Consider the following 20,564-nt stretch of genomic DNA (forward strand, 5'->3'; position numbering starts at 1 on the left):
TCAGTCCCCCGCCCCCGCGACATCGAGCCCGCCGAAGTACGCATCCTGCAGCTGGGGCGCATTGCGCAGCTCGGCGGTCGGTCCGTCGGCGACGATGCGGCCCGACTCGAGGACGTAGGCGCGCGAGCACAGTTCGAAGGCCAACCCGATCTCCTGTTCGATCAGCAGCACCGCGGTACCGCGCGTGCGGTTGAGGGTTGCGAGATGGTCGACGAGCTGAGCCGCCACCATCGGCGCGAGACCCAGCGACAGCTCGTCGACGACGAGGAGGTCCGGCTGCGCCATGAGCGCGCGGCCGACGGCGACCATCTGCTGCTGCCCGCCCGAGAGGGTGTCGGCCCGCTGCCGGCGCAGGCGCCGCAGGTCGGGAAGAAGCTCGTAGATGGGCTCGATGTCCTTCGGCCGGCGCCGCCAGGCACCCAGCCGCAGGTTGTCCTCGACGCTCAGCTCGCCGAACATCTGCCGGCCCTCCGGCACCTGTGCGACGCGTCCGCCGACGTCGATCCGGCCCGAGACCGGATGGACGAGCCCCGAGATGGCGTTGACGAGGGACGTCTTTCCCGCGCCGTTCGGGCCCACGAGCGCCACGAGCTCGGCGTCGTCGACGGTCAGGCTCACGCCGTCGAGGGCGGTCGCGGCGCCGTACCGGACGACGAGGTCCGCCACCTCGAGCATCATGCGGCGGCCGCCTTCCCCAGGTAGGCGGAGATGACCCGGGGGTCCCGGCGGATCTCCTCGGGCGTGCCGTCGGCGATCACCTCGCCCAGGTCGAGGACGGTGATCCGGTCGGCGAGCGACGTGACCATCGACACGTCGTGCTCGATGAGCATGATCGTCATGCCGTCGCGGTGGAGTTCGCGGATGAGGTGGGACAGCTCTCGCCGTTCGCTCGCCCGCAGCCCCGACGCCGGCTCGTCGAGGAGCAGGAGGTTCGGCTGCGCCGTGAGCGCGCGGGCCAGCTGCATCCGGCGCTGCTGCCCGAGCGGCAGCAGCTCCGCGTCGCGATTCGCCCATTCGGTGAGCCCGACCCGGGCGAGCGCCTCGTGGGCGGCGGCGAAGATCTCGCGTTCCTCGCGCCGGTGCCGTGGAAGGCGGAGCACGGCGCTCGCCGCCCCGGCGCGGGTGCGTGCGTTCGCCCCGACGGCGACGTTGGCGAGCACCGACATCCCCGGGAACAGACGCGCCCCCTGGAACACGATCGCGACGCCCAGTTGGGCGCGGCGGTGCGGAGGAAGCCGATCGAGGGTGCGTCCGTTCAACGCGATGTGGCCGGACTGCTGGTGCAGGTGCCCGCTGATCATGTTGAACAACGTCGACTTCCCCGCCCCGTTGGGCCCGATCACGCCCCGCAGCTCGCCGTCGCCGACCGTCAATGACACGTCGCGTGCGGCGTACACACCCCCGAACGCCCGGGAGAGCCCGTCGACCTCAAGCATGACTACTTCGGGACGTCCGTCTTGAACTTGTCCACCTGGTAGTCGGTGGCCTTCCACACGCCGTCCTTGACGTCGAAGATGCCGATCGCGGAGGAGTCCAGACCCATGTGATCGCTCTTGCTGAAGTGGTAGTGGCCGTTCGGCGTGAGGATGTCGAGGTTCTCCATCGCGTCGCGGATCTTCGCACGATCAGTCGACTTCGCCTTCTCGACAGCGGCCTTGATCAGCTGGATCGCGGTGGCGCCGCCGTACGCGAACTCGGGCGGGTTCTTGTCGCCGTTCTGGGTACGCCAGGGCGACGCGACCGCCGTCACGAGGTCCTTGAACGCTCCGTCGGGAAGGCTGTCGGGGTCCATGCCCGCCGTCCCGGCGCCGATGACGCCTTCTGCCGCCGAGCCGGAGGGCTCCAGCCACAGGTTCGACATCTGCGAACCGGTGACATAGAACTTCACGCCCTTGCCGGCGATCTGCTTCGTGATGATGACCGGGGCGGGTCCCGAGCCCCACTGCACGAAGGCGTCGGGCTTCGCGGCGACGACCTTCGTGATGAGCGGCGTGAAGTCGGTGGCGGCCGGGTCGTACGACTCATCGAGGACGATCTTCATCCCTGCCGCCTCGGCCAGGCTCTTCGTCGCCTTCTCGCCGTTCTGGCCGTACAGGTCCGTCCCGGTGTATGCGACGGCGACGGTCTTCACATCCTGCGACTTCCAGTAGTCGACGAGGGCCTCGGCGTAGATCTTCACCGCTCCGGGCGACGTGAACGCATAGGGGTTGCTGCCGTCGACATACGCGTCCACCGGGCTCAGCGCGATCGTCGGCACCTTGTACTGCTGGATGCTGGCGCTGACGGCCGTCGCCGCCGACGTCATCGAGCTCGCCAGCATCGCCGAGTAGCTGGAGTCGGAGGCCAGCTGGTTGAACTGCTTCACGGATTCGCCGGGATCGGTCTTGTCGTCGACGATCGTGAGCTCGACCTTCTTGCCGTCGATTCCGCCGGCCTTGTTGATGTCGGCCACGGCCTGCTCGGCGGCCTCCTTGTCGCCGGTGCCGAGGGCCGCGAGCGGACCGGTGAGCGGCATCACGCCGCCGATCTTGATGGTGCCGCCGGCGTCGCCCGAGGGCGAGCCGCTGCCGCCGCCGGAGCAGCCGGTCAGCGCGAGCGCAGTGACGGATGCCGTTGCGAGTGCGGCAAGAGCGAGCAGGGTCTTTGACTTCATCGTCACTCCGATTCACCGTTGAATTGCGGGTTCAACTATCAGGCTTCCTGATTATCAGGCAGTATGAACGACCTCACCCCGCGCGTCAAGGCTTGCGACGGTAACGAGTCAGTGGGAGGGCCTTCTCGTGATTCGCCCGGGCCATGGGCCGAAAGGACGGGGGGTCATCACGTCGTCCTCATGCTGACCGTGACGGGATTCGGCACCTCCAGCCTCCTGCCGGTCGGCTTCGGGTGTCCTTCTTCCAGTGCGAACTCGACCACGTCGTGGCTCGTGCGGTTCGCAATCCACAGAGCCGATCCATCCGGCGTCACGGCGCACCCCCATGGCCCTGCGCCCCCACACGGGACATGGGACCTGAGGTCGGGGTTCGCGCCGCTGACGTCGAACGTGGCGACCGTGTCGCTCCCGCGGTTGAGGACGTGGAGGAAAGAGCCATCGGGCGAGATGGCAGCGCCCGACGGATGATTCAACGCGAAGAAGTCGTCGTGGTCCGTCGGAAGGAAGCCGGGCGGATCGGTGGACACGAGGGGCCCTCGTGACAATCCTCGACAGTCCTCGTCGAGACGAAAGGTGGCGACCGTAGCGCGGAGTTCGTTGACGACGAACATGCGAGAGCCGGACGGCTCGACGACGACGGTTCGGGGACCCTCCCCCCACGGGAGGCCGACGACGCTCTCGAGGTGGAGTCGGGCCGCGACACGATCGACGACGTAGAGCGTCACGGTATCGCCGCCTCGATCTGCCACGACCAGTCGCTCGCCGTCCGGCGTCCACGCGACAGCATGCGGGTGGCCTGCCAGCTGCCAGCTTCTGTCGAATCCGCTCGCGCGGGAATGAGCGACAACGTCGGAGAGGTCGAATCCACCGCCTTCGGCGGCTGCCATCAGGGCGATGCTTCCTTCGTCGAACCGCCTCTGCACGAAGGGAACCTCTCCCGGTTCTCTCACCACATGGGAGACGAAGTCCTCTGAGCCGTAGTTTGCCACCGCGAGGAACTTTCCGCGCGGATCGGCCGCGATGCTGCACGGATAGGAGCCGGCCGACGATGCAGTGCAGACCACGGGGACGTCATCACCCTGACGGAGCCCGGGATCGACGACGACGATGCGCCCTCCGATCGGACCGGTCGGGTCACCCTTGCGTTCATCGGTGAGGACGATGCGACGCCCGCACCACGCGATCGATCCCACCGCGGCATCGGCAGCTCCTCGCCCGACCGGGACAGGGTCTCCTTCCAGAGGAACCTCGAAGAGTCGAACCCCCGCGCTCGACCCGGTTCCACCGAGTTCGTCGTGCCAGGAGCCAACCGCCAGTAGCAACGGCCCAGCCCGGTGTGTCATGTCGGTGTATCTCCTCACCCGCTCTGCAGTGGTCGGCAGCCCCGTCCGAGCGTGCCGACGTGGCGTGCCCGGACAGGTGAGCCGTTAGTCGAGAGCCTTCATATACGCAGCCTGGATCGCCTCGAGGACGTCCTTCGCCGTCGCCTTGCCGGCGAGATAGAGCTGCATGTTCGACTCCATCGCGGCGGCTACCTCTGGGCCCGGATAGAGCAGGTTCGCCAAGGTGTAGGACTTGCCGTTGGAGATGTACTGGTGGATCTCCTTGCTCACCTGGTCGTTCTCAGCTGGCAGTCCCTTCGAGAAGGCAGGGATCATTCCGGGAGTTGCGCTCACACTGCTGACGTAGAGGTCGTCGATCTTCGGCTGAGCGAAGAAGTCGATGAACTGCTCCGCGAGCGCCCGATTCTTCGCTTGGGCGTTCAGACCGATCGTCGCGAACGGGAAGATGCTCATTCCGCTCTCGTCTGGATCATCCGAGGTCGGCATCGGGTACAGACTGAACGTCTGATCAGTAGTGTTGGACTGCAGGTAGGAGGAGACGCCGACCCAGGCGAGCGTCTTTCCTGCAAAGAAGTCACCGAATGCGGTCTGGAAGTCAACCCCAAGGAACCCGTCGGAGTAACATCCCGCCTTCACCATCTGACCCTGCCGATCGATGGCGTTGGCCCACCCAGATTCCGGCCAAGTGAGAGAGCCGTCGGCGATCTTCTTGTCGAAGTCGGGCGTCTTGGAGTAGACCGTCTCATACGCGAGCGCCTCCAGCGTCGCGCGTCCCTCGTACGGGGTTGCAGCACCGATGTTGTACGCGATGGTCCCGGCCGCCCGCGCGTCGCGGCAGAACTGGAGCACCTCCGAGAAGGTTGTCGGTGCCTTCAGGTGGTGCTTCTGCAGGAGCGCGTCGTTGTACACGGCCCCGGTTCCCGCCAGCGAGGTCGGAAGAGCGTATGTCTTCCCATCCTTCTCGAGAGCCGACTTGGCGATTGCGGGAATGGCCGACACCCACTCGCCGCTCAACGGCGCCACCAGGCCTCGGTCAGCGAGCGCGAGCACAGCCTTGGGCGTCGCCCGCCCGGCATCGCCTCGGAAAAGGTCCGGTCCTGTGCCCGCTGCGAGCCGGGTCGGAATCTGGCTGTTGAGTGTGGCCGAGTCGAGGTACTCGACTTTCACATCCACGCCACTGTGCGCCTTCTCGAAGGCTGCGATGACCGCCTCTAATCCCTTCTTGCTCCCGGAATCCCACAGGATCGTGAGCGTCTTCCCGCCACTGCTCGTGGAGGGATCCGTCGAGCATCCCGCCAGAACCAAGAGGGCCGCAACGGCCCCCGCCGCAATCGCGATGCGTCTGCGCATGCTTGACTTCCTTTCGTTTGCGCCCTCTATCCGGGCGGTTGTGGAGTGAACGTCGACCTAGCCCTTGATGCCCGATGCGTAGCCCTGGTAGACGTACCGCTGCATCACGATGAATGCGATCAGGATGGGAGCGGAACCGATGATCAGGCTCGAGAAGATCAGCCCCCAGTTCGCCGCGTATTCACCCGTGAACTGGAAGATCGTGAGAGGCAGTGTGCGGAACTCGGATCCACTCAGGTAGAGCAACGGGGGATAGAAGTCGTTCCAGACGTGCACGACATTGAGGATGACCACCGTGCCTGTGATGGGACGCAGGAGAGGAAAGATCACCGAGAAGAAGGTCCTGAAGCGGCCCGCACCGTCCACCTGCGCCGCCTCCTCGTACGTGACGGGAATCTGCCTGAGGAACTCCACGTAGAGGAATATCGCCAGCGGCGACTGCATCCCGGCGTAGAGGATGATCAGGCTGATCGGGTTGCCGAGAAGCCCCATATCGCGCAGCGTCACGTAGAGCGGGATGAGCAAGAGCTGAAACGGCAGGAGCACGCCCAGCATGAAGAGCGCGAACGCGATGCGTGGCCAAGCGCTCGTGACACGAGCCAGCGGGTAGGCGGCAAGCGCGCTCACGAATACGACGATCACGACGCTGGCGACGGTGACCACCAGACTGTTCAGAGCTGCCGGACCGAGCCTGCCCGAGCTCCAGGCCTCGGCGAAATTGGACCATGCTGGCTGACTCGGCGGCACGATCCGGTTCCCGGAGTCACCGAGCGGCCGCACCGCGTTGATGACGAGGAGGTACGCCGGGAATAGTACCGATAGCGACAGAACAATCGTCAGCATTTCGGAGGATCCCGTTCGCCAGTCGTATCGTCTAGACATCGTTTCTCCGCCGATTCCTGCTTCCTGCGATCTGCTGAACCACCGCTGCGATCAACGTGAGCAACGCGATCAACACGGAGAAGGTCGATCCGTACGCGAACTCCCCGAACTGGAAGGTGACCTGGTACTGCGCGGTCGACAGCGTCTGGGTCGCGTTGCCCGGACCTCCTGCCGTCAGGATCCACGGCTGGTCGAACGCCTTGAGTCCGATGAGAGTTGTGAGGACGACTGCGACGGTCAGCGCCGGGGCCAGTGCTGGTAGAACGACGTACCAGAATCGACGCAGTGCCCCCGCGCCGTCGAGATGCGCCGCCTCGATGAGCTCGGACGGGACGCTTTGAAGACCGGCCAGGTACAGCACCATGCAGAGCCCTGATACCTGCCAGACCATCGTCACGATGACCGCGTAAAGGGCAGCCGTCGGGTCACCGAGCCACGCTTCCCCCGAAATTCCGAAGATCGAGAGCACAGAGTTCAGCGCGCCGTCCGGAAGAAGAATGAACTTCCAGATGTTCGCGACGACCACGGGCGTGAGGACAACGGGGATGAAGAAGACCATTCGAAAGAAGCCGCGAGTCTTCAGTGGCTGGTTCAGCAGCACAGCAAGGCCCAGCCCGATGAGGTTCGCGCCAACCACGAGGACGAGGGTGATGACGAATGTGTGAACGAGAGTCGCCGGCAGAAGCGGATCGGTCCAGAGCTTCTCATAGTTCTTCAGACCCACCCATGACCAGCCCGTGGACCGCCCGATCCAATCGGTGAAGGAGTAGAGCACCCCTTGGACGGACGGCGAGAGGAACGCGAAGACGAAGAACGCGGCGGCCGGCGCGAGGAACCACACTCCCCACAGGGAGCGCCCGGCCGAGCTCCGACGGCGCGGATTCCCTGGCCGGGAGAGGTCACCGGCAACGGTTGGCGCTGGTGCGGCCGTTCTCGTGCTCATCTTTCCCATCTCCATCGGCGGGTCCAGCTTTCGGCGCAACGCTATTCCAGACACTCAACCGCGCAGAGTCAGCCGACGCACATCGGTTCACGCGGTATCACGCTCTGCGGGCTGGATCTCTTCGCCCGTCCAGGCTTGCTTCTCATCACAGAGCCAAGCCGCATGGCTTAGTGAGCCGCCGCACGAACCAGGACCGTGAGGGCGACGCGGAACACATGTTCACGATCATTCGACCGCCCCCGCCGACGGGCGGGCATAATCGGCGCACCGCGAGCCTGACACCGGCGCCGATTCCCGACGCCGTTACTCGCGCGGCCCCCGCAAAGGAGAAGAATGCGCAGCGACACGAGCAAAGCGGAACGGTTCGACGACGGCCTTCCGGAGTTCCACCGTCCCTACGCGGCCAGCGAAGAACGCTACAGCACGTATGGGTATCGTCGTGTCGGACGCAGCGGGCTGGTCCTTCCGCCGATCTCCCTGGGGCTGTGGTATAACTTCGGCGACAACAGGGCGTTCGACCTTCAAAGAGGACTCATCCGCTATGCGTTCGACCGCGGGATCACACACTTCGACCTCGCGAACAATTATGGCCCGCCTCCCGGCAGTGCCGAAGAGAACTTCGGCAGGATTATCCGGAAGGATCTGTCCCACTATCGCGACGAGATCATCGTCTCGACCAAGGCCGGCTGGCACATGTGGCCAGGTCCGTACGGACGGCTCGGTTCACGGAAGCACATGATCTCGAGCCTCGACGCCTCTCTGGCGAGGATGTCGCTCGAATACGTGGACATCTTCTACTCCCATCGGGTCGATCCCGACACTCCCGTGCACGAAACCATCGAGGCCCTCGACGCGGCCGTTCGACAAGGCAAGGCGCTGTACGTCGGCATCTCGTCCTACTCCGCGGAGCGCACACGCCAGGCGATCGCCGCCGCTCGAGAACTCGGGACACCGCTTGTGGTTCACCAGCCGGCGTACTCGCTTCTGAATCGCTGGATCGAGCAAGAGCTCACCGCTGTCCTTGCAGAGGCGGGCATGGGCGCCGTCGGGTTCAGCACGCTGGCCCAAGGACTGCTCACCGATAAGTTCTTGGGGGGGCGCAGAGAGGCACACGCCACCGCGCGCAGGACGTTCAACGATGGGATGCTGAGCGAGTCGAACTTGGAGAGCCTCGAGGCCCTGAATGCGGTGGCGCTGGAGCGCGGACAGACGTTAGCGCAGATGGCGATCGCGTGGTCGTTGCGCACGGTAGCCTCTGCCCTCGTGGGGGCGTCGCGGCCCGAGCAACTTGACGAGAATCTGGGAGCGTTGAGCAATCTCGACTTCGCCGATGAGGAGATCAGCCGCATCGATCGCTTCTCGAGCGGAACCGGCGTCAATGTCTGGGCATCGTCGAGCGACCTCTGAGGCCGAAAACGGCTGCTCTCCCCGTGAGGTTGTGACCATGTCGGCGCCGCTGCTGTCCTTTTTCGAGCGCCGCCGATAAACCCCGCTCTGCGGTGTCGGGCCGTCGACTTGAATCGGCCTGAGTTCCGTCCGTTCTTCAAGCAGCATCGAAGACGCTGAATAAGACTGGCGATCCTTCACCCGCCGCGAAGTGAACGACCTCGCGTCGCGGCGGCTCAGCCGACGATGGCGAGCGGGTTCACCGGGGAGCCGGTGCCGCGGCGGATCCGTAGCGGGGCCAGGACGAACCGGAACTCGTACACGCCATCGCGGGCGAGGTCCGTCAGGTTCAGGTTCTCGATGATCTGTACCCCGCGGTCGGCGAGGAGCATGGCATGCACCTCCAGCGGATGCGCCGAGGGCGCCGCCTCGAACGGGATCGTGTCGGAACCGACCACCTCGACCTCCCGGTCGAGCAGCCATCGGGTCGCCTCGATGCCGGGGCCACCGAAGGGGCCGGCGATGAAGGCGGCCGGATCGGCGTAGAGGGCGTCGCGTCCCGTGTGGATGAGCACCGCGTCCCCCTCGCGAACCACGGTGCGCTGCGCCTGGGCGCACTCGGCGAGTTCGGTGGCCGAGATCTCGCGATCCACGGGCGCACCGAGGTGACGCGCCAGATCGAGCATCACTCCGCGCCCATACACCGCCCGAAGCGCCACCTCGTCGCTGAGCTCGGCCGGACCCCGGGTGATGTGGAGCCTCGAGTCGACGTGAGTGCCGGTGTGCGTGCCGAGTCGGATCGTGTCACTCCCCGAGAGCACTGTGTCGTGCTCAACCGGATCTTCCGGAGAGAACGGCGCGTGAGGGTGCGACAGATCGAGCTCGAAAGGGGCCGAGACGGGGGGATGGACCATCCCGGAATCCATCGGCCACGACAGCTCGTACATCCGGAAGGGCATGCGTTTCGGCATCAGGACTCCTCACAGAATGTGGTCTCTCGATGGTGTCATGACGGTGGTCGGCTGGCATCCGTGCAGAACAGGTGTGCATCGTGCCGTGCGCTCGGTCAACAGCCGGTCGCGTCGAGGTCGAGGGCGGCCTGCGTAACGTTTCGCGGTGAATCGGGGAAAATAGTCCAAACTGGTGGCCTATATCGGGTCCTCTGTATGAACATCTGTGCAGCGGGTGGATGGTCATTTAGGCGCCCCCGATCTATCCTCGCCGTGTCCGCAGTAAGCCGGGTCGCCTGATCAGACGCCGGCCGCGGCCTCACCCACCGCATGAAGCAACGGAGCAAGAATGCACACCACCCGACACAGCCGAGCGGCGGGAGCTTCCGTCCGCCATCGTACCCGTGGCCTCCTCGCTGTCGCCGCCCTCGCCGTCACGGCTCTCGCCGCCACGGCCTGCTCGGCGTCCTCGTCGAACAGCAACGGCGGGTCTTCGGGCGACGCCACGTTCGTCGCCGCGACCCAGGCCCTTCCCGCCACGTTCGACCCGCAACAGCTCGCCGGCAACACGCCGTTCTACTTCGCGGCGATGAACTCGCTCCTCGTGAACTACTCCGACACCAGTTGCGGCGAGGCGCCCGACTCGACGAAGCTCGTGGGAGAGCTCGCGAAGTCGTGGAAGGTCAGCGATGACGGCAAGAAGATCACCGTCACGCTGAACGACTACAAGAGCGAGTACGGCAACCCGCTCACCTCGGACGATGTGAAGTACACGCTCGACCGCGGCCGCGCGACGAGCCCCGTCGTGAAGTTCCTTTCCAGCAATCTTGTGCACCTCGATGCGACCGAGCCGATCACGATCGTCGACAAGCACACATTCACGTTCAACCTCGCGTCGGTGAGCCCCCTCGACCTCGCAGTGTGGGCGATCCCGACCTTCAGCATCCTCGACTCGACTGAGCTCAAGAAGCACACCACGACCGACGATCCGTGGTCGACGAAGTGGCTCTCGAAGCACTCGGCCATGTTCGGTCCGTGGAAGACCGAGGCTGTCGCCTCCGGCGACTCGGTGTCGCTCAGCAAGAACACCGGGTTCGGTGGTGAGCGCGGCAACGTCGGCAAGCTTGTCATCAAGCAGGTGTCGGAGTCGGCGAACCAGATGCAGCTGCTGCAGTCGGCCTCGGTGAACTACGCCAAGGAGATGACGTACCAGCAGTACGACTCACTGAAGAACGCGAACAACGTCACGGTGAACCAGTGCGCGCCCATCAGCCGTGACCAGATGCTCCTCAACCAGAAGACGGTCAAGCAGTTCGCGGACGTGCGGGTTCGCCAGGCCATCAGCATGGCCCTCGATCGGGACGCGCTGAACAAGGGCGCCTTCGCGGGCCTCGGCACGCCGTCCACCGATGGTCTGCTCTCGGGCGTGCTGCCCAAGGGCGCCGACCTCGACAAGATCCCGACCAACGATCCCGCGGGCGCCAAGAAGCTGCTCGCCGAAGCGGGTTACCCCGACGGCTTCTCGTTCACTCTGGGATACAACCCGGCGCAGCCTGGTGCCGAGGTCGACCAGCTCAGCGTGCTCATCCAGTCGCAGCTGAAGGCAATTGGCGTGACCGTCAACCTGAACCCGATCGCCTCGGCCACGCAGGCGTCGAACGACTGGCAGTCCGGCAACTACCAGGCCTTCCTCTGGTCGTCTGGGGCCGCGCTTCCGTCTGCCTACTTCGAGACGAACCTCATTCAGCCGGGCGCCCCTGCCAACTCGTACGGCTACACGAGCGACGAGTTCGTCACGCTTGCGAACCAGCTCGCCGCGGCGGCTCCGGGCAGCGCCGAGTACGATGCCACGTCGGTGAAGATCGCGAACCTGGTCGTCAAGGACGTGCCCCTCGTGTCGCTCGTCGACACGCCGAACCTGTTCGCGACCACCAAGACGGTCACTGGCGTGGACAATGCCCTCGGCACCATCATGAAGTCGCTCAACTTCGCGAAGGTCTCCGTCAAGTAGTCGTCAGTCCCACCCTCGTCGTGCTCCCGGGTCCGCCCGGGAGCACGACGCACCCGAAAGCCCATAATGTCTCTCAACGTGCTGACTTCAGCCATCCGGCGGCCGAGCCGGCAGCCGCGGAGAGGAGTGCAGTCCAGCCGCTCCACGCTCGTTCGTGTCGCGCTGGGCGTGCTTCCAACGCTGCTGCTGTTAGCCGCGGGCTTCCTGTCCTTTCCACACTCACCGATCAGCCCGGACGCGGTGTCTGTGTTGGTGCCGCCGAACGGCGAGTACTGGTTCGGTACGGACGGGTCGGGCTTCGACGTCTTCTCCCGCACCTTCGCCGCAGCTCGCCTCGATCTGCCGCTCGCGATCGGGGGCACCATCGCGGCCACCGTCATCGGCGTGCCGTTCGGCCTTCTCGCCTCGGGCAACGGCGTCGGAGCGAACGTCATCATGCGCGTGGTCGACGCCCTCCAGGCCCTGCCTCTGCTGATCGTCGCGATCGCGATCGTCGGCCTCTCGGGGCGAAACATCTTCATGGTCGTCCTCGCCATCGTCCTGGTGACCGGGCCGAATTTCGTGCGGCTCACGCGCAGCGGTGCCATTGTCGTGCGCAATGCGCGATACGTGGAGGCAGCCGGCGCGCTTGGGGCCTCCCGTACCCGTGTCATGTTCGTGCACATCCTCCCGAACGTGACGGGTCTGATCCTCGCGCAGTTCGTCCTCGCGATCGGCGTCGCCCTCGTCGTGATCGCAGCTTTGAACTTCATCGGCGTCGGTGTGACGCCGCCCACACCTTCTTGGGGGTCGATGGTGAGCGCCGGCGCGACGGTCATCAGCCAGGGCGCGTGGTGGGTATCGCTGTTCCCGGGCGCTGCGATCATCCTCGTCGTCGCGACACTCGCGTTCGCCGCGCGCAATGTCGAAGAGCTCATGAAGGCGCGGTGACCGGATGCCTCTTCTGACCGTCGAGCACCTGACGATCGATTACCACACGCGAGACGGCGATTCCCGCGTGGTCGACGACGTCACGTTCGCTATCGAGCCGGGGCAGATCGTCGGTCTCGTAGGCGAGAGCGGCTCGGGCAAGTCCGCGGTCGTGCATGCCGTGGCCGCTCTTCCTCGCTCGGTGAACGCGACGACCACCGGCGGCGTCCGGCTCGACGACGTCGACATGCTCGGCGGCGATCCCCGGACGCTGCGCCGCATGCACGGCTCGCGCATCGGCTTCGTCGGACAGAACCCGTTCGGGTCGCTTCATCCGACCTTGCGCATCGCGGCGCAGTTCCACAACGTGCTGAAGGCGCACGGGCGAACGGGCTCACGCAGGGAATCGTTCACCATCGCCGAAGCCACCCTCGAGCGCGTCGGCATCCGCGAGCCCGTGCGTGTGCTGCGCGGCTACGCCTCTCAGCTGTCGGGAGGGATGGCGCAGCGGGTCGTGATCGGGATCGCGACCGTGCTGGAGCCGGCGTTCTTCATCGCCGACGAGCCGACGACCGCTCTCGACCCGACCGTGCAGATTCAGATCCTCGACCTGCTGCGCGGCCTCAAGGACACGCTCGGCATGAGCATCCTGATGGTCACGCACGACCTCGGGGTCGTCGCGAACTACTGCGAACAGATGCTCGTGATGCGGTCGGGGAAGCTCTTGGAGCAGGGAGCGGTCGTCGACCTCTTCCGCGATCCGAGCGATCCGTACACGCGCGAGCTCCTCGACGTCGACGGAAAGGAGTGGAGAGCATGAGCACCTCCGATGACGCACCTGCGCTGATCGAGTTCGCGCACGTCAGCAAGACCTTCCACCCGAGCGGCGCGGCGCCCGTCCGCGCCGTCGACGACGTCTCCTTCACGATTCACGCCGGCGAGACCGTCGGACTGATCGGGGAGAGCGGATCGGGCAAGTCGACCACCGGTCGCCTCGTGCTCGGCCTCGAGGAGCCGGACGCGGGTGTCATCCGCTATCGCGGAACCTCGGTCTCACAGATGGGCCGCGCCGACCTCAAGCGCATGCGCTCGGAGGTGCAGGTCGTCTTCCAGGAGCCCTACGAGTCGCTCAACCCCCGCATGCGGATCGCGAACATCGTCGCTGAGCCCCTCGTGGTGCGCGGTGTGCGCGATCGCGACGAGCGGCGGACGCGCGTGCTCGCGACGCTCGATCGGGTCGGGCTCCCGGCGGCCCTCGCGCGGCGGTTCCCGGGTGAGCTCAGCGGCGGGCAGCAGCAGCGCGTGGGCATCGCCCGAGCGATCGTGTCGAACCCGCACGTTCTCGTGCTGGACGAACCCACCGCCTCCCTGGACCGCGCCATCCGTGCCCAGGTGGGCCAGGTGCTGACAGACCTGCAGGACGAGCTCGGTCTCGGGTACCTCCTCATCACGCACGACATGGGAACGGTCAGGCGGGTCGCCGACAACGCCCTCGTGATGCTGTCGGGGCGCATCGTCGAGACCGGTCCGGTGAGCCGCGTCATGACCGCGCCCCAGAACGAATACAGCCGACTTCTGATCGGCTCCGAGCTCGCGCCTGTCCCGCCCGGTACGGCCGATAACCAGGTGACGCCGTGAAGAACTGGACCGTATACATCCTCAAGCGCCTTCTACTGGTGCTCGTCTCACTGTGGGCGCTGGTCACGGTGGCGTTCCTGCTGGTCGCGCTGCTGCCCGCCGATCCCGCACGGGCGGTCGCAGGGCAGTATGCGACGCCCGAGGACATCGCCACGGTCGCGCACCGCCTCGGTCTCGATCAACCGCTCTGGGTACGCTATGTCGACTTCCTCGGCGAACTCGTCCGCGGTTCGCTCGGCACCGACATCTTCACCAACGCGCCCATCGTTGACGAGATCGGACAGCGGCTGCCCTCGACGATCGAACTGATCATCCTGAGCATGATCATCGCGGCGGTCGTCGGTCTCGGCCTCGGCGCAGTGAGCGCCTACTACCACCGTAAGTGGCAGGACCGCGTCTCCGGCGGGGTCGTCGCCGTGCTCCAGGCGGTGCCCGACTTCGTCATCGCCGTCGTCGTCCTCTATGTCTTCTTCCATGTGCTCGGCTGGCTGCCCGGCCCCGAGGGGCAACTCAGCATCGCGGCCACAAAGCCGCCCACCGTGACCGGTATGGTCATCCTCGACTCGCTCCTGGCCGGGCAGTGGGATACATTCACAGACGCCGTCCGACACGCCGTGCTGCCCTGCCTCTCTCTCGGCCTCGCGCTCGGCGCACTGTTCGCCCGGGTCAGCCGCGTGGCGCTGCGCGAGGCGCTAGAGTCCGATCAGACCCGCTTCGCGCGTGCGATGGGGCTACGCGAGTCGACCGTGCTGCGCTACGCGTTCCTCACATCGCGAACGCCCATCCTCACGTACGCAGCGATCATGTTCGCGAGCCTCGTGGGAGGCACTGCCATCATCGAGACGGTCTTCAATTGGAACGGCGTCTCGCAGTGGTCGGTGCAGGCGATGCTCGGCAACAACTTCCCAGGCATCCAGGGGTTCATCGTCATCGCGGGCACCATCACACTCGTCGTCTACGTCGTCCTCGACGTTCTCACCGGCATCCTCGATCCCCGCATCCGGTTGGTCGGCAGCCGCTGACGGGGCTCGGCGACCGCCGAGAGCGCTTCGGGCGCAGAGTTCTCGCGCAGTCAGGACGACCGCTGGTGGGGGGATCCCACCGCCAACGGTCGCCATCAGGCGGCGTCGAGGAGCAGCTGAGCCGTCGCGGTGTCGGTGACCAAGGCGTTGATGTGGCCGCCCACGACGGCGCCCTGAATCGCCTCGATCTTGCCCATGCCCGCGGCGGCGCCGATCACGAGGGGGATGTGAGCGAGGCGCTCGAGCGGCACGCCGACCGTGCGTGCGCACAGGGGGCTTTCGACGTGGCGTCCACGCACGTCGTAGTGGTGGCCGAGCACATGGCCGACCGCGCCCTCGGCGGCGAGCCACTCGGCGATCTCGGGCGTCATCCAGCGATCGAAGATGCGTCCCGAGCCGGAGGCGTCCGTGGCGCCGATCCCGACCAGTGCGACGTCGGGGCGCGATCCGAGGGCGAGCGTGACGGAGACGGATGCCTCACGTCGCATGGCGGTCGCAAGACGCGGCGTCCGCATCACAAGCGGCGCGGGGATCGCGCGGTAGGTGGCGCCCAGTCGCTCGGCGAGACGACGGCAGATGTCCGGGCTGTCGATGAGCTGGTTGTCCTCGCCGAGGGCGCCGATCATCTGCACCACGCATGCCCCGACGCGGCGGTGCGACTCCATCGCGTCGACCATCGCCGCCAGCGTCGTGCCGTTCGAGAGGCCGACGATGGAGTCGCGGCCGATTACGGAAGGGACGACGCTGGCCGCATGCCGAGCCACAGCGGTCTGGGCATCCTCGTCCTGATGGGGCTCGCACACCCACACGTGCTTCAGGCCGAACGCGTCGATGAGCGCCGACTCCATGGCGGAGGTGCGTTCGAAGGGGTGCTCGATCGTGATCCGAACGATGCCGAGCTCGCGCGCGCGGGCGAGCATCCGGGAGACGGTCGGCCGGGAGACGTGGTGCTCCTTCCCGATGTCGGCCTGGCTCGCTCCGTCGAAGTAGTAGCGGCGTGCCACGGCAAGCAACAGCTCGATCTGGTCCACGTCGACGTTCATCGTGCCTCCTTGAACGGATGTGCAGATCCATCGTGTGCGTGATTTCGGCGAAGGATGCCCAGCAAGCATGCACGGTGCAGGGTTCGATTGCAAGCGTGACCGAAGCGATTCTCGTGTATGAACGGATGTGCATCGGCCGTGTGGCGGGACGCCGGGGCGGTACGTACGGTCGGTACTGCACATTCCCGCCCCAGGCAGGAGCTTGAGGCGGGTCGAAAGACCGAGGAGTCACCACATGTCCTTCGCACGTACGATCAACGGCGACGTCGCACCCGACACGCTCGGCGTCGTCAATGGTCACGACCACCTCATCCGCGTGGGTGCAGGCGAGGTCTACATCGACCCCGACCACCTGCTCGACGACGTCGACAAGGCCGTCGAGGAGGCCACCTCGTTCGCGGAGGCATCGAAGAACTGGTCGCCGAACGGGGGGACCGTCATCGACATGTGCCCCGCCTCCTGCGGGCGCTCGGTCACCAAGCTCGCCGAGGTCAACCAGCGGGTCGACGGCCTGAGCATCGTCGTGGCGACAGGTTTCCATCAGGAGAAGGTGTACCTCGAGACGCGGACGAGCTGGGTGAACCAGTACACGGTGAACCAGATCGCCGATCTGCTCATCGCGGACATCGAGGAGGGCATCGACGCGCACGACTACATGGGCCCCATCGTCGAGCGCACGCCCTACAAGGCCGGTGTCATCAAGTTCGCCTCGGCGTACGGCAAGATCACCGCCTGGGAGCGCAAGACGCTCGAGGCCGTCGCGATCGCCTCGAAGCAGACCGGCGCGCCGATCAACACCCACACGAGCGCGGGCACAGCGGCCCTCGAGCAGGCGCAGGCATTCATCGCGCACGGTGTCGACCCCGCCAACGTCGCCATCGGCCATGTGCAGCGCAACGCCGACGTCTGGTACCTCTCGCAGATCACCAAGCTCGGCTGCTACCTCGAGCTCGACGGCACGTCGCGCATCAAGTACCTGCCGGACTCGAGCCGCGTCCTGCTCGTCCGGGAACTCGGCCGGCTGGGCTACGGAAAGCAGATCATCCTCGGCACCGACTCCGGCAAGAAGTCGTACCAGAAGGCGTACGGCGCGACCACGGGCGTCGACTTCGATCCCGCGGTGTTCGCCCCCCGCCTCCTCGACGAGGGCTTCGACCGCGCGTATGTCGACGACCTGCTCATCAACAATGGGCAACGCTTCCTCGCCTTCAACGACGCGTCCCGCTGATGGGCGGCACGGACCACGCGCGTCCGCGGCTGCAGATCGCGCTCGACACCACGGACCTCCCGAGCGCGCTGCGACCGCTCCAGGCCGCTTCGGACTCGATCGACGTGATCGAGGTCGGCACCGTCCTCTGCCTCTCGGAGGGGATGCATGCGGTCCGCGCGATCCGGGCGCTGTTGCCCGACAAGCCCGTTCTCGCCGACATCCGCATCGCGGAGGCCGGATCGCTCCTCTCGAAGCTCGCGTTCGAGGCGGGGGCCGATTGGGTGTCGGTGGTGGCGGGAGCCTCCCTCACGACCGTCGAGCAGGTTTGCAAGGTCGCCCGGGAACATGGCGGACAGACTCAGGTAGAGCTGGGCCAGACCTACGACTCCGCTCTCGCCCGTCGCTGGCGTGACGCCGGCGCCGAGCACGTCATCGTCAAGCGATCGCGCGACCGCGAGGCCGCGGGCGACCTGACCTGGGGCGCCAAGGACCTCGACCGGATCGCCGAGCTGCACGCGATGGGCTTCACCGTCACCGTGACCGGCGGTGTGACCGGGGCGGATCTGCCGACGTTCGCCGGGAGCCCCGTGGGCATCGTCATCGCGGGTCGTGCCATCGTCGCCGCCGACGACCCGCGCGCCGCCGCGGAGAGCCTGCAGTCGGCGATCCGGAGCGTGTGGCCATGACGATCGCGGCGGAGCGGACCTGCCTCGACGGCGTCCTCATCGGGATCTACGAGAAGGCACTTGCGGGGCGGGACTTGGACGCCGTCTTCGCGTCCGCGCGGCGCGCGGGCTTCGCGTTCGTCGACCTGTCGCTGGACGAGAGCCCCGAGCGCCTCGCCCGTCTGGAGTGGTCGGCGGATGAGCGCACGGCGGTGCGCGAGGCCGCGCGTCGGCACGGTGTCCTGATCGGGGGGATCTGCCTCTCGGCGCACCGCGCCACGGCGCCCGGCAGCGGCGACCCGGCGCAGCGCGCCCGCGCGCTCGAGCTCCTTGTCAATGCGGTCGACCTGTGCGTCGACCTCGGCGTCTCCGTCCTCCAGATCGCGGGATATTACGCCTTCTACGAGGAGCCCCGCGACGGCGCCCGCGCCGACTACGTGGAGGTCCTTCGCGCGGGAACCCGCTATGCCGCACGCCGGGGCGTCATCCTCGGCCTCGAGAACGTCGACGGCACCGACATCGTCTCGATCGAGGCCGCCCTCGCTATCGTCGACGAGATTGGCTCCCCCTGGTTCCAGCTCTACCCCGACGTCGGCAACTTCGTCGTGCAGTCGCGCGAAGTGGTGCCGGAGGTGGCCGCTGCGGCGCGCCACGCCGTCGCGTGGCACGTCAAGGAGGCGCGGCCGGGCGAGCCACGCCGCGTGCCCCTCGGCGAAGGGGACGTCCCATGGGACGCCGCGTTCGCCGCGCTCGCCGAAGCCGCCTGGAGCGGCCGGATCATGATCGAGATGTGGAACGACGATGCGCCGGACTCCGAGCGCATCGCCGCCAAGGCCCGCGACTTCGTCGCCGAGCGGCTGGCCCGCGCCGGCATCCACGTCTTCGAACCACTGTCTCGGGAGGGGGACTGACATGCTGGATCCGCTTCGACAGCAGGTGCTCGAGGGCAACCTCGCATTGCCGGCGAACGGACTGGTCGCGTGGACGGGCGGCAACGTCTCGGTGCGGGACGCCGAGACGGGACTGGTCGTGATCAAGCCCTCCGGGGTGCGGTACGAGGTGATGACGGTGGACGACATGGTCGTCGTCGACCTCGACGGCCGCGTGATCGACGGGCACCGCGGTCCGTCGTCCGACACCGCCTCGCACCTCGGCGTGTACCGCCACCGCGACGATGTCATGAGCATCGTGCACACCCACTCGACCTACGCGACGGCGTTCGCTGCGGTGGGACGAGGAATCCCGTGCTGCATCACGGCGATCGCGGACGAATTCGGAGGCCCCATCCCCTGCGGCGGATATGCTCGCATCGGAGGGGACGCCATCGGCGAGGAGATCATTCGGAGCATCGGCTCCTCACCTGCCATCCTCATGCAGCAGCACGGCGTGTTCACCGTCGGTGCGACGATGGAGAAGGCGATCAAGGCGGCGGTGATGGTGGAGGATGTGGCACGCACCGTCGCGATCGCCGAGACGCTCGGAACCGTGCAGAATCTCCACGAGGAGGAGATCGCCGCGAACCACGACCGGTATCAGAACCGCTACGGCACGGTCGGCGCCAGCACCGGGCTGAGCCGATGACCTACGATCTGACGACGTTCGGGGAGGGGCAGCTGCGCCTCACGGTTCCCCGCGGCGCCCGCCTGGCGGACACGCCGTCGGTGTCGTTGCGCGCGGCCGGCTCCGAGGCCAACGTCGCCGGTGCACTCGCGCAGCTCGGACGCCGCACGGCCTGGGCGTCGATCCTTCCCGAGGGCGACCTCGGCGAGCGCGTTCTGACCGAGTACCGATCGGCGGGTGTAGACGTCGCGCACGTGCGTCGGGTGCCATCCGGGCGGGTCGCGACGTACTACCTCGAGCCCGCGGCGGGGGGCCTGCCCGCACGCGTCGTCTACGATCGCGACGGCACCGCGCTGCGCAGCGCGACCGTGGCCGACTTCGACTGGGACGCACTGCTCAACACCCGCTGCCTGTTCGTCACGGGCATCACGGCCGCGCTGACGGACGCCACCGCCGCACTCGTGCACCACGCCGTGGATGCGGCGGCCGGCCGAGGTGTGCCGGTCGCGCTCGACGTCAACCACCGCAGCACGCTGTGGGATGGAGAGCGGGCACGGTGCGTGCTCGAGCCGCTCCTCGGCCGGATCTGGACGCTCTTCTGCTCGCGTCGCGATGCGTCGACCGTGTTCGGGATCGACGGGGACGGGTGCGGCGTCGCCCACGAGCTGTTGGCCCGCTCGTCGGCGACGCACGTCGTGACCACCGACGGAGCGACCGCGGTGCACTACGCGAACGCCGACGGGATGCGCAGCCTCGAGGTGCGCCCGCTCGACGTCCGGGACAGGCCCGGCGCCGGTGACGCGCTCGTGGGCGCCGCCCTGCACGGCCTGCTGGACGACCGCGTCGACGATGCGCTGCGCTGGGGCGTCAGAGCGGCCGCGATCGCACTCACCCACGACGGCGACCTCACCAGGATCTCGCCGCGCGACCTGGATGCGCCACCCGGCACCGACATCCACCGCTGACCAACCGGCACCACATCGCCGCCGTCCTTCGGAG

Annotated in this window: 20 protein-coding genes; 11 read left to right on the plus strand and 9 right to left on the minus strand. The window is 66.9% G+C overall.

Annotated elements, in window-relative coordinates:
- From AC3RX1_RS03465 to AC3RX1_RS03495, 7 genes are all read right to left on the minus strand, one after another.
- On the minus strand, nucleotides 1-678 hold the full coding sequence (locus tag AC3RX1_RS03465; protein ID WP_491499848.1) for an ABC transporter ATP-binding protein: 678 nt from the start codon (nucleotides 676-678) through the stop codon (nucleotides 1-3).
- Nucleotides 675-1,436 carry an ABC transporter ATP-binding protein gene (locus tag AC3RX1_RS03470; RefSeq protein WP_491499849.1) on the minus strand — a complete coding sequence of 254 codons (762 nt, stop codon included), beginning with the start codon at nucleotides 1,434-1,436 and terminating at the stop codon, nucleotides 675-677. Before AC3RX1_RS03470 ends, AC3RX1_RS03465 begins: the two co-directional genes overlap by 4 nt.
- Before the next feature lie 2 nt (nucleotides 1,437-1,438).
- Nucleotides 1,439-2,653, minus strand: a complete 1,215-nt coding sequence (locus AC3RX1_RS03475; protein WP_491499850.1) for an ABC transporter substrate-binding protein — start codon at nucleotides 2,651-2,653, stop codon at nucleotides 1,439-1,441.
- 167 nt (nucleotides 2,654-2,820) lie between these two features.
- A complete protein-coding gene (locus tag AC3RX1_RS03480; RefSeq protein WP_498239067.1) occupies nucleotides 2,821-4,014 on the minus strand; it encodes a lactonase family protein in 1,194 nt (397 codons plus the stop codon).
- A 66-nt stretch (nucleotides 4,015-4,080) separates the two neighbouring features.
- Nucleotides 4,081-5,346: an ABC transporter substrate-binding protein gene (locus AC3RX1_RS03485; RefSeq protein WP_491499852.1), complete on the minus strand. Its 1,266-nt coding sequence runs from the start codon at nucleotides 5,344-5,346 to the stop codon at nucleotides 4,081-4,083.
- A gap of 57 nt (nucleotides 5,347-5,403) precedes the next feature.
- Nucleotides 5,404-6,189, minus strand: coding sequence for a carbohydrate ABC transporter permease (locus tag AC3RX1_RS03490; RefSeq protein ID WP_491499853.1), 786 nt, complete (start codon nucleotides 6,187-6,189; stop codon nucleotides 5,404-5,406).
- Nucleotides 6,190-6,220: 31 nt separating this feature from the next.
- Nucleotides 6,221-7,069, minus strand: coding sequence for a carbohydrate ABC transporter permease (locus AC3RX1_RS03495; RefSeq protein ID WP_491499854.1), 849 nt, complete (start codon nucleotides 7,067-7,069; stop codon nucleotides 6,221-6,223).
- Between the two features lie 435 nt (nucleotides 7,070-7,504).
- Here AC3RX1_RS03495 and AC3RX1_RS03500 point away from each other — a divergent pair, with 435 nt between their 5' ends.
- On the plus strand, nucleotides 7,505-8,578 hold the full coding sequence (locus AC3RX1_RS03500; protein WP_491499855.1) for an aldo/keto reductase: 1,074 nt from the start codon (nucleotides 7,505-7,507) through the stop codon (nucleotides 8,576-8,578).
- Nucleotides 8,579-8,793: 215 nt separating this feature from the next.
- On the opposite strand, the gene AC3RX1_RS03505 is transcribed toward AC3RX1_RS03500, so the two are convergent.
- Nucleotides 8,794-9,528 carry a cyclase family protein gene (locus AC3RX1_RS03505; RefSeq protein WP_491499856.1) on the minus strand — a complete coding sequence of 245 codons (735 nt, stop codon included), beginning with the start codon at nucleotides 9,526-9,528 and terminating at the stop codon, nucleotides 8,794-8,796.
- 328 nt (nucleotides 9,529-9,856) lie between these two features.
- Here AC3RX1_RS03505 and AC3RX1_RS03510 point away from each other — a divergent pair, with 328 nt between their 5' ends.
- The 5 genes from AC3RX1_RS03510 (at nucleotide 9,857) to AC3RX1_RS03530 (ending at nucleotide 15,087) form a co-directional block, all read left to right on the plus strand.
- On the plus strand, nucleotides 9,857-11,518 hold the full coding sequence (locus tag AC3RX1_RS03510) for an ABC transporter substrate-binding protein (RefSeq protein ID WP_491499857.1): 1,662 nt from the start codon (nucleotides 9,857-9,859) through the stop codon (nucleotides 11,516-11,518).
- Nucleotides 11,519-11,758: 240 nt separating this feature from the next.
- Complete coding sequence (locus tag AC3RX1_RS03515) at nucleotides 11,759-12,448, plus strand: ABC transporter permease (RefSeq protein WP_491499858.1); 690 nt, start codon at nucleotides 11,759-11,761, stop codon at nucleotides 12,446-12,448.
- 4 nt (nucleotides 12,449-12,452) lie between these two features.
- The gene (locus AC3RX1_RS03520; protein WP_491499859.1) at nucleotides 12,453-13,247 is read left to right on the plus strand and encodes an ABC transporter ATP-binding protein; all 795 of its coding nucleotides are present in this window, start codon (nucleotides 12,453-12,455) and stop codon (nucleotides 13,245-13,247) included.
- Nucleotides 13,244-14,065: an ABC transporter ATP-binding protein gene (locus AC3RX1_RS03525; RefSeq protein ID WP_491499860.1), complete on the plus strand. Its 822-nt coding sequence runs from the start codon at nucleotides 13,244-13,246 to the stop codon at nucleotides 14,063-14,065. Before AC3RX1_RS03520 ends, AC3RX1_RS03525 begins: the two co-directional genes overlap by 4 nt.
- The gene (locus AC3RX1_RS03530) at nucleotides 14,062-15,087 is read left to right on the plus strand and encodes an ABC transporter permease (protein WP_491499861.1); all 1,026 of its coding nucleotides are present in this window, start codon (nucleotides 14,062-14,064) and stop codon (nucleotides 15,085-15,087) included. The genes AC3RX1_RS03525 and AC3RX1_RS03530 overlap by 4 nt, the downstream gene beginning before the upstream one ends.
- 95 nt (nucleotides 15,088-15,182) lie before the next feature.
- On the opposite strand, the gene AC3RX1_RS03535 is transcribed toward AC3RX1_RS03530, so the two are convergent.
- Nucleotides 15,183-16,130, minus strand: coding sequence for a sugar-binding transcriptional regulator (locus AC3RX1_RS03535; RefSeq protein WP_491499862.1), 948 nt, complete (start codon nucleotides 16,128-16,130; stop codon nucleotides 15,183-15,185).
- Between the two features lie 235 nt (nucleotides 16,131-16,365).
- Here AC3RX1_RS03535 and AC3RX1_RS03540 point away from each other — a divergent pair, with 235 nt between their 5' ends.
- From AC3RX1_RS03540 to AC3RX1_RS03560, 5 genes are read left to right on the plus strand one after another with little or no spacing between them, the layout of a single operon-like run.
- Entirely contained in the window at nucleotides 16,366-17,358 is a 993-nt protein-coding gene (locus AC3RX1_RS03540; RefSeq protein WP_491499863.1) for a phosphotriesterase family protein, read from the plus strand.
- Nucleotides 17,358-18,026 (plus strand): orotidine 5'-phosphate decarboxylase / HUMPS family protein, encoded by a 669-nt coding sequence (locus tag AC3RX1_RS03545; protein ID WP_491499864.1) that lies wholly within the window; start codon nucleotides 17,358-17,360, stop codon nucleotides 18,024-18,026. Before AC3RX1_RS03540 ends, AC3RX1_RS03545 begins: the two co-directional genes overlap by 1 nt.
- Nucleotides 18,023-18,916 (plus strand): L-ribulose-5-phosphate 3-epimerase, encoded by an 894-nt coding sequence (locus tag AC3RX1_RS03550; RefSeq protein WP_491499865.1) that lies wholly within the window; start codon nucleotides 18,023-18,025, stop codon nucleotides 18,914-18,916. Before AC3RX1_RS03545 ends, AC3RX1_RS03550 begins: the two co-directional genes overlap by 4 nt.
- 1 nt (nucleotide 18,917) lies before the next feature.
- Entirely contained in the window at nucleotides 18,918-19,586 is a 669-nt protein-coding gene (locus tag AC3RX1_RS03555; RefSeq protein WP_491499866.1) for an L-ribulose-5-phosphate 4-epimerase, read from the plus strand.
- Nucleotides 19,583-20,530, plus strand: coding sequence for a sugar kinase (locus tag AC3RX1_RS03560; protein WP_491499867.1), 948 nt, complete (start codon nucleotides 19,583-19,585; stop codon nucleotides 20,528-20,530). Before AC3RX1_RS03555 ends, AC3RX1_RS03560 begins: the two co-directional genes overlap by 4 nt.
- Nucleotides 20,531-20,564 lie beyond the last annotated feature (34 nt).

It is taken from the genome of Microbacterium altimontanum (genome assembly GCF_058349865.2).

What these genes read in the sequence shown, in the direction of transcription:
- AC3RX1_RS03475 (WP_491499850.1), bottom strand. Translation starts at nt 2,653, where the DNA reads ATGAAGTCAAAGACCCTGCTCGCTCTTGCCGCACTCGCAACGGCATCC.
- AC3RX1_RS03545 (WP_491499864.1), top strand. Translation starts at nt 17,358, where the DNA reads ATGGGCGGCACGGACCACGCGCGTCCGCGGCTGCAGATCGCGCTCGAC.
- AC3RX1_RS03540 (WP_491499863.1), top strand. Translation starts at nt 16,366, where the DNA reads ATGTCCTTCGCACGTACGATCAACGGCGACGTCGCACCCGACACGCTC.
- AC3RX1_RS03555 (WP_491499866.1), top strand. Translation starts at nt 18,918, where the DNA reads ATGCTGGATCCGCTTCGACAGCAGGTGCTCGAGGGCAACCTCGCATTG.
- AC3RX1_RS03525 (WP_491499860.1), top strand. Translation starts at nt 13,244, where the DNA reads ATGAGCACCTCCGATGACGCACCTGCGCTGATCGAGTTCGCGCACGTC.
- AC3RX1_RS03500 (WP_491499855.1), top strand. Translation starts at nt 7,505, where the DNA reads ATGCGCAGCGACACGAGCAAAGCGGAACGGTTCGACGACGGCCTTCCG.
- AC3RX1_RS03470 (WP_491499849.1), bottom strand. Translation starts at nt 1,436, where the DNA reads ATGCTTGAGGTCGACGGGCTCTCCCGGGCGTTCGGGGGTGTGTACGCC.
- AC3RX1_RS03490 (WP_491499853.1), bottom strand. Translation starts at nt 6,189, where the DNA reads ATGCTGACGATTGTTCTGTCGCTATCGGTACTATTCCCGGCGTACCTC.
- AC3RX1_RS03520 (WP_491499859.1), top strand. Translation starts at nt 12,453, where the DNA reads ATGCCTCTTCTGACCGTCGAGCACCTGACGATCGATTACCACACGCGA.
- AC3RX1_RS03550 (WP_491499865.1), top strand. Translation starts at nt 18,023, where the DNA reads ATGACGATCGCGGCGGAGCGGACCTGCCTCGACGGCGTCCTCATCGGG.
- AC3RX1_RS03485 (WP_491499852.1), bottom strand. Translation starts at nt 5,346, where the DNA reads ATGCGCAGACGCATCGCGATTGCGGCGGGGGCCGTTGCGGCCCTCTTG.
- AC3RX1_RS03560 (WP_491499867.1), top strand. Translation starts at nt 19,583, where the DNA reads ATGACCTACGATCTGACGACGTTCGGGGAGGGGCAGCTGCGCCTCACG.
- AC3RX1_RS03465 (WP_491499848.1), bottom strand. Translation starts at nt 678, where the DNA reads ATGATGCTCGAGGTGGCGGACCTCGTCGTCCGGTACGGCGCCGCGACC.
- AC3RX1_RS03505 (WP_491499856.1), bottom strand. Translation starts at nt 9,528, where the DNA reads ATGCCGAAACGCATGCCCTTCCGGATGTACGAGCTGTCGTGGCCGATG.
- AC3RX1_RS03535 (WP_491499862.1), bottom strand. Translation starts at nt 16,130, where the DNA reads ATGAACGTCGACGTGGACCAGATCGAGCTGTTGCTTGCCGTGGCACGC.
- AC3RX1_RS03510 (WP_491499857.1), top strand. Translation starts at nt 9,857, where the DNA reads ATGCACACCACCCGACACAGCCGAGCGGCGGGAGCTTCCGTCCGCCAT.